The sequence below is a fragment of the Aminobacter niigataensis genome (genome assembly GCF_014200015.1).
GTDB classification, from domain to species: domain Bacteria; phylum Pseudomonadota; class Alphaproteobacteria; order Rhizobiales; family Rhizobiaceae; genus Aminobacter; species Aminobacter niigataensis.
Window position 1 is genome coordinate 638,905 of the sequence record NZ_JACHOT010000002.1, and the last position, 10,618, is coordinate 649,522.

General features: G+C 62.5%; 12 protein-coding genes and 1 tRNA gene. 7 read left to right on the forward strand and 6 right to left on the reverse strand.

From position 1 onward, the window contains the following. Positions 1 to 106 precede the first annotated feature (106 nt). On the forward strand, positions 107 to 640 hold the full coding sequence (gene ppa / locus GGQ99_RS12945; protein WP_108606355.1) for an inorganic diphosphatase: 534 nt from the start codon (positions 107 to 109) through the stop codon (positions 638 to 640). Between the two features lie 63 nt (positions 641 to 703). Here ppa and GGQ99_RS12950 read toward each other — a convergent pair whose 3' ends face one another. The 3 genes from GGQ99_RS12950 to GGQ99_RS12960 all read right to left on the reverse strand — a co-directional run bounded on the left by GGQ99_RS12950 (position 704) and on the right by GGQ99_RS12960 (position 2,033). Further along, entirely contained in the window at positions 704 to 1,309 is a 606-nt protein-coding gene (locus GGQ99_RS12950) for a hypothetical protein (RefSeq protein WP_183262834.1), read from the reverse strand. Between the two features lie 102 nt (positions 1,310 to 1,411). Beyond that, entirely contained in the window at positions 1,412 to 1,732 is a 321-nt protein-coding gene (locus GGQ99_RS12955; protein ID WP_108606353.1) for a DUF167 family protein, read from the reverse strand. A gap of 10 nt (positions 1,733 to 1,742) precedes the next feature. Continuing rightward, positions 1,743 to 2,033 (reverse strand): YggT family protein, encoded by a 291-nt coding sequence (locus GGQ99_RS12960; RefSeq protein WP_055975475.1) that lies wholly within the window; start codon positions 2,031 to 2,033, stop codon positions 1,743 to 1,745. 311 nt (positions 2,034 to 2,344) lie between these two features. Here GGQ99_RS12960 and GGQ99_RS12965 point away from each other — a divergent pair. Both GGQ99_RS12965 and GGQ99_RS12970 read left to right on the forward strand, forming a co-directional pair. Next, positions 2,345 to 2,420 (forward strand) — tRNA-Ala (locus GGQ99_RS12965). A 266-nt stretch (positions 2,421 to 2,686) separates the two neighbouring features. Continuing rightward, the gene (locus GGQ99_RS12970; protein WP_246389563.1) at positions 2,687 to 3,760 is read left to right on the forward strand and encodes an AraC family transcriptional regulator; all 1,074 of its coding nucleotides are present in this window, start codon (positions 2,687 to 2,689) and stop codon (positions 3,758 to 3,760) included. A gap of 87 nt (positions 3,761 to 3,847) precedes the next feature. On the opposite strand, the gene GGQ99_RS12975 is transcribed toward GGQ99_RS12970, so the two are convergent. Continuing rightward, entirely contained in the window at positions 3,848 to 4,591 is a 744-nt protein-coding gene (locus GGQ99_RS12975) for an outer membrane protein (protein ID WP_343061728.1), read from the reverse strand. Between the two features lie 465 nt (positions 4,592 to 5,056). On the opposite strand from GGQ99_RS12975, the gene GGQ99_RS12980 reads away from it, so the two are divergent. Together GGQ99_RS12980 and GGQ99_RS12985 are read left to right on the forward strand one after the other, a co-directional pair. Continuing rightward, positions 5,057 to 5,281, forward strand: a complete 225-nt coding sequence (locus GGQ99_RS12980; protein WP_108679418.1) for a hypothetical protein — start codon at positions 5,057 to 5,059, stop codon at positions 5,279 to 5,281. 223 nt (positions 5,282 to 5,504) lie between these two features. Then, positions 5,505 to 5,879, forward strand: coding sequence for a hypothetical protein (locus GGQ99_RS12985; RefSeq protein ID WP_108606351.1), 375 nt, complete (start codon positions 5,505 to 5,507; stop codon positions 5,877 to 5,879). Between the two features lie 140 nt (positions 5,880 to 6,019). Here the strand turns inward: GGQ99_RS12985 and GGQ99_RS12990 are convergent, their stop codons facing one another. Continuing rightward, positions 6,020 to 7,096, reverse strand: coding sequence for a substrate-binding domain-containing protein (locus tag GGQ99_RS12990; RefSeq protein WP_183262835.1), 1,077 nt, complete (start codon positions 7,094 to 7,096; stop codon positions 6,020 to 6,022). A gap of 231 nt (positions 7,097 to 7,327) precedes the next feature. Here GGQ99_RS12990 and GGQ99_RS12995 point away from each other — a divergent pair, with 231 nt between their 5' ends. Further along, positions 7,328 to 8,782: an aldehyde dehydrogenase family protein gene (locus tag GGQ99_RS12995; RefSeq protein WP_343061723.1), complete on the forward strand. Its 1,455-nt coding sequence runs from the start codon at positions 7,328 to 7,330 to the stop codon at positions 8,780 to 8,782. Positions 8,783 to 8,897: 115 nt separating this feature from the next. Continuing rightward, on the forward strand, positions 8,898 to 9,875 hold the full coding sequence (locus GGQ99_RS13000; RefSeq protein ID WP_183262836.1) for a methionyl-tRNA formyltransferase: 978 nt from the start codon (positions 8,898 to 8,900) through the stop codon (positions 9,873 to 9,875). Positions 9,876 to 9,970: 95 nt separating this feature from the next. Here the strand turns inward: GGQ99_RS13000 and GGQ99_RS13005 are convergent. After that, positions 9,971 to 10,618, reverse strand: a 648-nt coding sequence (locus GGQ99_RS13005) for an aminomethyl transferase family protein (protein WP_183262837.1), incomplete at its 5' end; no start/stop codon positions are given.

Here is a 10,618-nt window from a genome sequence, read left to right on the forward strand (position 1 = left end):
GGCACGCTTGTTGGGCCCGCCACTGGCCTTTGGTCGAATCAATATTGCATTGCACACGCGGCCCAACGCGTTTATCGGGAGGCACCTTTAATCTGGAGCTTCCCTCATGCGCATCGATGCAATCGCGATCGGCAAGAATCCACCCGAAGACGTCAACGTGATCGTCGAGGTGCCCGTTGGCGGGCAGCCGATCAAGTATGAGATGGACAAGGAAGCCGGCACGCTGGTGGTCGACCGTTTCCTCTACACCCCAATGCACTATCCGGGTAACTACGGCTTCGTGCCGCATACGCTTTCCGGCGACGGCGATCCGATCGACGTGCTGGTCTGCAACACCCGCCAGCTCATCCCCGGTTGCGTCATCAATGTGCGCCCGATCGGCGTGCTGGTGATGGAAGACAATGCCGGCCAGGACGAGAAGGTCATCGCCGTGCCCTCACCCAAGCTGACCCGCCGCTACGAGGACGTGTTCGAATACACCGACCTGCCCGAGATCACGCTCAAGCAGATCGAGCACTTCTTCGCGCACTACAAGGATCTCGAACCCGGCAAGTGGGTCAAGATCGAGGGCTGGCATGACGCCGCCTACGCCAAGAAGATGATCGTCGAGGCGATCGAACGCGCCAAGCAGAAGGCCTGAGGCCTTTCGCTCCGAGCCGGAGCCGATCAAATCCCGGGCGCGGGCGGTCCAGCCGTCCGCGCCTTAATTCGCCGTCTTGTCGACCGAGATGAATTCGGGAATGGGCTCGCCGATAAGCACGCGCTCATCGGCCCCGCAGGCAAAATCGCGGGCCTGCTCGTCGGCGATCTTGCGTGCCAGGTCGTTGGCATTGGGCTTTCCTGTCGCCAGCACCAGCCCGACCGCGCAGCCATCCGCCTTGCCCGGCTGGCCGACCTTCGCCACCACCAGCACTTCGATCTGCTTGGCCTCGCTGGCTTCGTCCTGCACGTACCAGCGGTGAATGGTCGCGAACGGCACCGACAGTCCGTCATGACTTGAGATGCGCCATTCGATCTTGCCGCCGGTCGAGTTGAAGGTGCCGAAGCTCTGCCACAGCACGCCGTCGAGCTTGGCGGGCGGGAAGCCGTAGAACATCGACACCCTGAGATCGCCGGTGAACATCAGCACCGGATATCCGCGATATCCGGGACAGGCGAAATTGGCGAAATCGCCATCGTCGGCCCCGGCCTTCTCGTAGGTGACGCAATCCTGCTCGGCCCTGATCTCGGTATAGGCGCTCGAGATTTCTTCCGCCGCCGCCATGCTCCACGGCACCACCAGCGCGATTGCGAGAACCAGCCTGCGCATCTCAGCCTCCCCGGGGATGGGCGATGGCCACATCGGCCCCGCCGGCGACTTCACGCCACTGGCCGCGAGTATGCCGCGCGGCAGCCCTTCGATCCAGAGATCTCAGTCTTTTCGTCCCGCCAGCCGGGCGAGCCTGGGTTCGAGGTCGCCCGGCGTACCGGCAACCCGCACCGTCTTCAGCCGAGAGGCACCACCGGCAATCACCGCGATCGATTTCTTGGGCATGTCGAGCGACGCAGCCAACAGCTTTTCCAGCGCTGCATTGGCCTCGCCTTTTTCGGGCACGGCGCGTACGCGCGCCGAAAGATGGCTGCGCCCGTCGGCGGTCGTCTCGATACCTTCAACCGCATCCTTCGCGGCACGCGGCGTCAGCCGCACGAACAACTCGACACCGTCACGGCATTCCCTGAAGAAGCCGGACACCGCCGGTCGCTCAGATGACGAGCGGCAGCACGGTGGTCAGGATGAACTGGCGCACGAAGAACAGCAGCAGCAAAAGGATGATCGGCGAAATGTCGATGCCGCCAAGATCGGGCATGAAGCGGCGGATCGGCTTCAGCGCCGGCTCGGTCAGGCGGAACAGCATGTTGCCGATGGTGCCGACGAACTGGTTGCGCGAGTTGACGACGTTGAAGGCATAGAGCCAGGAGAAGATCGCCGAGGCGATGATGATCCACCAGTAAAGGTCGAGGGCCAGAACGATCGTCTGAATGAGGGCGAGCATGCCGTTCTCCAATGTGTTGCCGACATTTAGCCATTGCACGCTTTTGCGGCAAGCCCCGGTCGTCTGGCCGCATCGATCGAGGCGCCGAGGTCGAGCGAATGCGCCGCGAAGGATCAGGCCTGAGCAAGACCACGGAGCAAAGGTCCTCCCGGCGAAGGATGAATGCCGGCGCTGGAAAGGACCTGGTCAAGCAACGGGAGCAAAGCCTTGCGATTGCCACCACGGTTGGTGGCGCAGGCCATGTCGCCCCTGCGTCACGTGCCGCTTGACAGAAGCCGCGCGCAGCCAATAAATGCGGCCATCCGCTGGACGGGGCTGTAGCTCAGCTGGGAGAGCGCGTCGTTCGCAATGACGAGGTCAGGAGTTCGATCCTCCTCAGCTCCACCAGCGGATCAATTCCACTAAATCAGCAGCACAATCGGTCCGCACGCTCCGCGCAACGAGATCCGGGCTCGTTCGCCGTGTCATCGAAGCGACGAACCGAACCTGGATTCGGTGCGCCGGTTCGGCACGCTGCCGGCTTGTCACCATGACTGTACGTCTCAACTGCTTGACCGAGCGTCCCAAGGCTATTGACTACTTCGACATTACCTCACCTCATACCGGTAGATCGGTGCTGTACCGGCCACAAGAAGTAGAGACACCGGTTGCGGATGGGCAAGGGCGACAGCACATTTGGTATGGCGACGCCACAGCGCGACGAATGGCCATTTCCGCCTGGCGAAGACTGTTATACCGCCTGGAAGAATGCGCTTTCTCTCTTGGTCGACTGTTCCATCCCTGAAGAATCCGACCCGGCGCTTTTCGATTTCCATGGCTACAGCTGGCAACTTCCGGGAGCGTTCCTGCACGTGAATGGCGGTTCGGCGTTGTCGATGTCGCGGACGCAACAGGTCATCGACGATCGACCGACCCCGCATATGGTGCTGTTCATGGTCCTGGAAGGACAGGTCACGGGCAACTACGACGGGTTGATCCAGGAGCACGAGCCCGGCGACATCGTCGTCGTCGACTATTCGTTGCCCTATGAGAGTGAAACTTCAGGCTTTGAAGCGATCGCGCTGACCTTCGACAAGGCCAGCGTGCCGGCCGAGTTCCAGAACAACGCTCACGGCCTCGTGCTGACGGCGAACGACCACGCCGGCGCCATGCTGGGGATCCAGATCAAGGCACTCGTGGAGCATATCGAAGGTCTCAGCATCCACCAGAGCCAGGTGATCGTTGATGGCATCCTGCATTTTGCCGCTGCTGCGTTTGCGGCCCCGGCAACGCGCGAAAGGCGCGACAAGCGATTCCTTTTCCAGCGCGCATCGTCGACCGCGCGACTAAGGCTGTCCGATCCCGACTTCGGTCCGGATGAGTTGGCTGCCTTCCTGAACATTTCGCGATCGAAACTGTTCCGTTTGTTCGAGCCGCATGGCGGCGTACAGCGCTGGATGCTCGCCGAACGGCTAAGGGGGAGTTTGCAGGGCATCCTGCGGTCAACCCCGGATCACAAGATAGCCGCCATTGCCCGCAACCACGGGTTTCGCAGCGAGGCGCACTTCAGCCGGGCCTTCCAGAAGCGTTATCGGATCAGTCCGAGTTCCGTCCGCACGCTCGCCAGGGACTCAATGCGGATGGCAAAATATGAGACCTTGCTGAAACAGGGCAGCGGCAACGGCGGCGCGATCGTCGAAGCCTGGCTTGCGTCTGCTCGAGGCGGAGAGTTGGAAGAGACAGGGTGACCTGTGCCGCAGGCCGACGATTTGCAGGCCGCGCACCAAACGGAAAGGGCGCCCCGAAAGCCGCCCTTTTTGTCTCATGCGCTCTGATCAGAACTTGTAGTTCAGGCCGGTCTTGAGCGTGTGGAATGCGGTATCCATTTCGATCCGATCTCCAGTGTAGATAAGATTCGTCGCCTTCAGGCTGCCGAGATCGACGTAGAGATATTCTGTCTTCAGCGTGATGTCGTTGGTGATGCCATATTCGACGCCGGCGCCGGCGGTCCAACCCAGATTGGTGTCGGCAAGCGCCTCGTTGAATCCGTCGCTATCGCTGTCGGAATACGAAATCCTGCCATAGGCGGCGCCGCCCGTGCCGTAGAACAGGACATTGTCCTGGGCGTAGCCGAGACGGCCACGCAGCGTGCCGAACCAGTCGATCTGGATCGCGTAGCGAGAACTGAAGCCTTCGCTCGACGACTCGCTGTGTTCGGCCTTGATCCCTGACAAGGAGAAATCCACCTCGACGCCCGCGACCCAATTGGGCGCGAGTTGGTGGTTGTAGCCGGCCTGAACACCACCGAAACCACCGAACGCCCTGTCGCTGACGTTGTAGCCAATCGGGCCAACCTCGGTTTCAATGAGGTAGGAATTATCGAATTCGCCACCGCCGATGCCGCCATGGACGCCGATGTAGAGACCGCTCCAGTCATAGGCGAAGCGTTCAGCAACCGGCGCCGGAACTGGCTCGCTGATCACGTCTGCGGCCTGTGCCGAGGCCAGTCCCAGGATAAAAATGGCGTAAATCGTAGTAATTCTGGCAGAATTTTTCACAACAAACCTCAAGATTCGCACATGGGGAGCAATAACGTTCCTACCATGAGGGATTGATCGGGCGCCTTGACCGAGCGTCTCATCTTGATGACTGCACGTCCCAATGTGCGCGGCTGCCTCGTCCGGGGCAGTGACAGCGCAATCTGACGATGGCAAAGCCAGCACTGGCAGTTCACCGAATGCTCTGCCGGTGGCTGGCGCGCGCAATGTATGCTTCTTGCGTTGCGCCAGCCTCTTGCACCCTGGTTTGGCGGCGCCTGATCGAGCCGGCAACAAGCCGCGCGCCAAACGCATGACTGCGCGTCTCAACTTGATGACCGGACGTCCCAATGTGCTCGCTCGCCTCGCTCGAGGCAGTGACAGGGTGATCGGCATAACAGACAGATATCCTCGGTTTTGCTCATAAGCCTGCTTGCCGGCCCGTGGTGGCCTGCGAGACATGCGCAAGATCGAACAAGGGAGCGAGCGCCAGGGAGGGGCACGAGCATGCCAGACGAAGCCGTTCACATGCAGCAGATCGGTGAATCACCGGTGGAGCAACCCGCTCACCAGCAACCTTCATATTGGGGCCGGGCACTTGGCAAGGCATGGGCATATGTCACGTTGACCGGCTCACCTTCGCAGCAAGACCAACCGGCGGACGGGCTGGAGGCATTCGACATGCTCGGCGGCTGGAAGGGTCCCGACGCCAGGCGGCGCAACATCGGCTAGCAGGTGCCTCGCCGGTCACTTTGCCGGCAACGGCATGGGGATATGACTGCTCGTCTCATCTTCATGACCGGACGTCCCAATGTGATGTTCAAGGAAGTGACAGCACAAACCTGACCGTGCGAGAGCAACTGCGGCAGCCAAGCGAACGCTCTGCTGGTGATCGGAGCGCGCAAATATTTGTTCCGTTGTCGACTTTTGAAAACCATGAAATCTTGAGGGGAAAATGCCAAATATTTCCAGAATGTACTTCATTACCGCCATCTGCTTCCTGGTGGCCGGAATTCTGGTCGGTCTGCATATGTCGATTACTCAAAACTTCGCTGCGACTGGCGCGCACGCGCATACAAACCTGCTGGGTTGGGTGACAATGTCCATTTTCGGGACATTTCACGCGCTTAACCCGCGTGGCGCCGGGACCCGTTTAGCGAAAGCGCAGTACTATGTTTACACGGGCGGAGTGATCGTGATGACGCCCGCTCTCTACCTGCTCTTGACCGGGAACCCGTCAATGGGGCCAGTAGTTGCCGTGTCGTCCTTCGTGGTGTTCGCCGGCGTTCTGATGTTCGCTGCCATCATATTTCGCGCTCGCGCAGAATAGGCTGTCGGCGTCGCCGCGCGCTAGCGGTGACTGCCTTGGCTTGGTCCATCCAGCCGGCGCCGAGTGGCGTCTGCTGAATGGCGTCGACGAGTGATGGCGACCTCGGTCCGGACAAGCCGCTGCCCGCCTCGCATGCACCGCTACTCGGTCGTCCGGAACACCTCGCGCACGGTCTTGATCGAGCCGGCGTCATTGACGCGGTAACCCGGCAATTGCGAGATCGCCGTGTGGAATTCCTCGCCGCGCATGATCGACAGTACGCGCTTGACGGCGTCGACTTCCAGGATCTCCTTGCGGCAGACGAAGAAGTAGTCCTCGGTCACCAGCCGGACGAAGTCGAGATCGAACTGCCTCGCCGCGGCTTCGACGCCGAAGGCGACATCGGCCATGCCGCTGGCAACATAGGCGGCAACGGCGGCATGGGTGAATTCGGCATGCTCGTAGCCATTGATGCGGGAGCTGTCGATGTGGTGCTGGGCGAGTAGGTGGCCGAGCAGCATCCGCGTGCCGGAATCCGGGTCGCGGTTGACGAAGCGGAGCTGCGGATCGAGCAGCCGATCGAGCGAGGTGATGCCGAGCGGGTTTCCGCGCGCCACCATCAACCCCATCTCCCGCGTCACGAAGCCGATAACGCGATGCGCGCTCGGCGTCAGCCAGCCCTTGCTCGCCGCGATGGCGCGCTTGCGCAGTTCGCCCTGCGGCAGGTGCATGCCGGCTAGGTCGCAACCGTCATGCGCCAGCGAGGCCAGCGAATTCTGGTTGCTGACATAGCGGAAATCGACCCCGATATCTGGCTCGCGGCTGAGCAGTTCCCTGAGTTTTGGCACCGCAAAACCATGGCTGGCGTGGACCCGCAGGATCAGCGGGCCATGCGGCAGCAACTGGTTGATCTCGGTCTCCAGTTCCTGCGACAGGTTCTGCAGCAATGGTCCCAGGCGCGCCTCGAGCCTCTGGCCGGCCCACACCAGCTTGTCGCCAAAGGGCGTGAGATTCGTGCCGCTGCCCTGCTTGCGCACCACCAGCGGCGTGTCGAAAAAAGCCGACCACTTCTCGATCAGGTTCCAGGCGTGGCGGTAGGAGACGCCGGCGAGATCGGCGGCCTTGGTGATCTTGCCGCTCGCCCGTATCTCGGCGAGGAAACCGAGCATGATCTGCAAGGATTGTGAATCCGCGCTGCGCCTGAAGCGCCAGACGGGATCGATCTCGATACGGATCATCGCTACCTCCCAACCGCCTCGGCCGAAGCAGATATGAATTCATATTCATATCTTCTCTATCGGCAAACCGGCAGTCGAGATCATGTCTCAGGGCAAAAAGTTAGGCAATAAATATCTTATTCCCACAGGAAAATATCTTTCCTACGGTGAGATCAGTCTCGCGGCGGTGGCTGGAGGAGCCGAGCTTCCATCGCGACATAGGAACTGAAGTTCATATATGGAGGAAGACCCGTGGTATACGCCTTTTCCGACTGGACCCAAAAGCTGCTGATTGACGGCAAGCGGGTCGACGCGCTTTCCGGCCGCACCTTCGACACGCTCGACCCAGCGACAGGCAACGTCATCGCCAGGATCGCCGAGGCCGACGCGGCCGATGTCGACGTTGCCGTACGCTCTGCCCGCGCTGCTTTCGAGGGCGACTGGGGCCGGATGCGCGCCAGCGAGCGCGGCCTGCTGATGCTCAAGCTCGCCGAGCTGATCCGCCAGAACGAGGACGAGCTGGTCAACCTGGAAAGCCTCGACAGCGGCAAGCCGGTTTCGGCCATCCGCCGCCAGGACCTGCCGGCGGTCATCGACACGCTGGTCTATTATGCCGGCATGGCCGACAAGATAAACGGCCAGGTCTTCCCGGCGCGCCAGGACGCGCTGACCTACACCGTGCGCGAGCCGCTCGGCGTCGTCGGCGCCATCATCCCGTGGAATTTCCCGCTGATGATCGGCATGTGGAAGATCGCGCCGGCGCTGGCCTGCGGCTGCACCGTCGTGCTGAAGCCGGCCGAAATCACCCCGCTGACTGCGCTCCGCATCGGTGAGCTGGCGCTCGAAGCCGGTTTCCCCGCCGGCACGCTCAATGTCGTGCCGGGCTTCGGCAAGATCGCCGGCCAGGCGATCGTCGACCATCCCGACATCGACAAGGTCACCTTCACCGGCTCGCCGGTGGTGGGACGGCAGATCCTGCGCGGTGCCGCCGGCAATTTGAAGCGGGTGACGCTGGAACTCGGCGGCAAGTCGGCCAATATCATCTTCCCCGACGCCGACCTCGATGCCGCGGTCAAGGCAGCCGGTGCCGGCATCTTCTTCAACACCGGCCAGGTTTGCTCGGCCGGGTCGCGCATCCTCGCTCATGAATCCATCTATGACGAAGTTGTCGAGCGTCTAGCGGCACGAGCGAATTCCACCCGCATCGGCGACCCGCGCGAAACCTCGACCGCCATGGGCCCACTGGTCTCCGAAGTGCAGATGAAGCGCGTGCTCGACTACATCGAGATCGGCAAGAACGAAGGCGCCACCCTGGTCGCCGGCGGCAGCCGCCATGGAGACGTCGGCTACTACGTCCAGCCGACCGTCTTTGCCGGCGTCGAGCACGAGATGCGCATCTCGCAGGAAGAGATATTCGGACCGGTCGCCACCGTCATCAAGTTCAAGGACGACGAGGACGCCCTGCGGATCGCCAACGGCACGGTCTACAGCCTCGCTGCCGGCGTGTGGACCGGCGACATCGGCCGGGCCCATCGCTTCACGCGGCGGCTGAAGGCCGGCACCGTCTGGGTCAACACCTACGGCCCGACCGACATCAGGTTGCCATGGGGCGGCGCCCGCGATTCCGGCTTCGGCCGCGAGCATGGCGACATGGCGGTCGAGAATTTCACCGAGCCCAAGGTCGTCTGGATCAACACCGGCCGCTGACACCGCGCCTCGCCTGAAGGCGGGGCGCTCTCCAATCATCCCTGAGGACATCGGCAACCCTGCCCCCGGCAAGGCTCGGAGAAGCTTTGCCAAAATTCTGGAGGAGTACAGCATCATGCGAATTGCAATCATTGGACAGCAGGCATTCGGCCAAAGCGTGCTGGAGGCGTTCCTGGCCCGCGGCGATGAAGTCGCCGGCGTGTTCTGCGCCCCCGAAAAGGCCGGCGCCAGGCCAGACCCGCTGCGGGTGGCGGCCGAAAAGGCCGGCCTGAAGGTCTTCCAGCTGCCGAGCCTCAAGGGCGAAGCGGCGGAAAACGCGCTGCGGGCGCTCGATGTTGATCTCGCCGTCATGGCCTATGTGCTGCAGTTCGCGCCGCAGGACTTCGTCAGCATACCCAGGCACGGCACCATCCAGTACCACCCCTCGCTGCTGCCCAGATATCGTGGCCCGAGCTCGATCAACTGGCCGGTGATCAAGGGCGACACCCAGACCGGGCTCACCATCTTCCGCCCGACCGACGGCCTCGACGAAGGCCCGGTAATCCTGCAGAAGAACGTCGACATCGGTCCCGACGACACGCTCGGCAGCGTCTATTTCGACTGGCTGTTTCCGCTCGGAGTCGACGCCATGCTGGAGGCGGCGGACCTCGTCGTTGCGGGCAAGCACAGTGAAGTCGAGCAGGATGAGAGCCAGGCCTCCTACGAGGGCTGGTGCAAGGATGCCGAAGCCAGGATCAACTGGCACGCCCATGTCGACACCGTCCACAACCTCATCCGCGGCTGCGACCCGGCGCCCGGCGCATGGACGACGGTCAACGGCACCAAGGTGCGGCTGTTCGAGGCGCGCAAGCACCTGGCGCGCCGGTTCGAGGACGTCACCGGCAAGCCCGGCGAGATCGTCTCGATCGGCGAGCGCAGCATCGGCATATCGGTGCAGGGTGGTGTGGTGGAGATCTTCAAGGTCCGTACCGAAGCCGGCCAGAAGCTCTCTGGCGCTGGCCTCGCCGACACCTTCGGCTTGAAGCCGGGCATGAAGCTCGGCACTGACGCGCCTGCGCCGGCCCCTGCAAAGATTGCCGAGCCGGTCAGCTGAAACTATTCCCCCCGTCGGCCATTGGCCGACGATCCTCCCGCGAAGCCGCCGAGCAATCGGCGGCTTTTGCTTTGCGTGGCCTTTGGAGCTTGGGCCTACGACCGTGGCTTTTCCTTCTTGGGATCGTAGTGGGCGAAAGGCACGATCCTGGCGGGCAGGCGCTTCTGGTGGCCGTCGAGCTTGCCGATCTCGACCTCGGTGCCGACATTGGCGTGGGTGGCGTCGACGCGGGCGAGCGCGATGTTCTTGTTCAGCACCGGCGAGCGCATCGACGAGGTGACGATGCCGATCTGGGCGCGGCCGATATGGACGCAGTCGCCATGGCCGACGACGACGTTGGAGTCGATGTCGAGGCCGACCAGCTTGTGGATCGGGTTGTCCTTGCGCCTGATCAGCGCCTCGCGGCCGATGAAGTCGTCAGTCTTGGTCTTCAGCGGCACGGTGAAGCCGATGCCGGCCTCGAACGGGTCGGTCTGGTCGGAGAACTCGTAATTGGCAAAGATCAGCCCGGCCTCGATGCGCACCATGTCGAGCGCGGCAAAGCCCATCGGCTTGAGCCCATGCGGCTGGCCTGCTTCCCACACCGCGTCGAAGACCTTTTCGGCGTCGCGCGGATGGCACCAGACCTCGTAACCGAGCTCGCCGGTGTAGCCGGTGCGCGAGACCACGATCGGCACCCCTTGCGCATCGCCGATGCGGCCGATGGTGAAGCGGAACCATTCGAGCTCGGACAGGGCCGGCTG

Bases quoted from the DNA above. Each gene is read 5' to 3' on its own strand.
- GGQ99_RS13000 (WP_183262836.1), top strand. From the start codon at position 8,898: ATGCGAATTGCAATCATTGGACAGCAGGCATTCGGCCAAAGCGTGCTG.
- ppa (WP_108606355.1), top strand. From the start codon at position 107: ATGCGCATCGATGCAATCGCGATCGGCAAGAATCCACCCGAAGACGTC.
- GGQ99_RS12960 (WP_055975475.1), bottom strand. From the start codon at position 2,033: ATGCTCGCCCTCATTCAGACGATCGTTCTGGCCCTCGACCTTTACTGG.
- GGQ99_RS12980 (WP_108679418.1), top strand. From the start codon at position 5,057: ATGCCAGACGAAGCCGTTCACATGCAGCAGATCGGTGAATCACCGGTG.
- GGQ99_RS12985 (WP_108606351.1), top strand. From the start codon at position 5,505: ATGCCAAATATTTCCAGAATGTACTTCATTACCGCCATCTGCTTCCTG.
- GGQ99_RS12990 (WP_183262835.1), bottom strand. From the start codon at position 7,096: ATGATCCGTATCGAGATCGATCCCGTCTGGCGCTTCAGGCGCAGCGCG.
- GGQ99_RS12970 (WP_246389563.1), top strand. From the start codon at position 2,687: ATGGGCAAGGGCGACAGCACATTTGGTATGGCGACGCCACAGCGCGAC.
- GGQ99_RS12950 (WP_183262834.1), bottom strand. From the start codon at position 1,309: ATGCGCAGGCTGGTTCTCGCAATCGCGCTGGTGGTGCCGTGGAGCATG.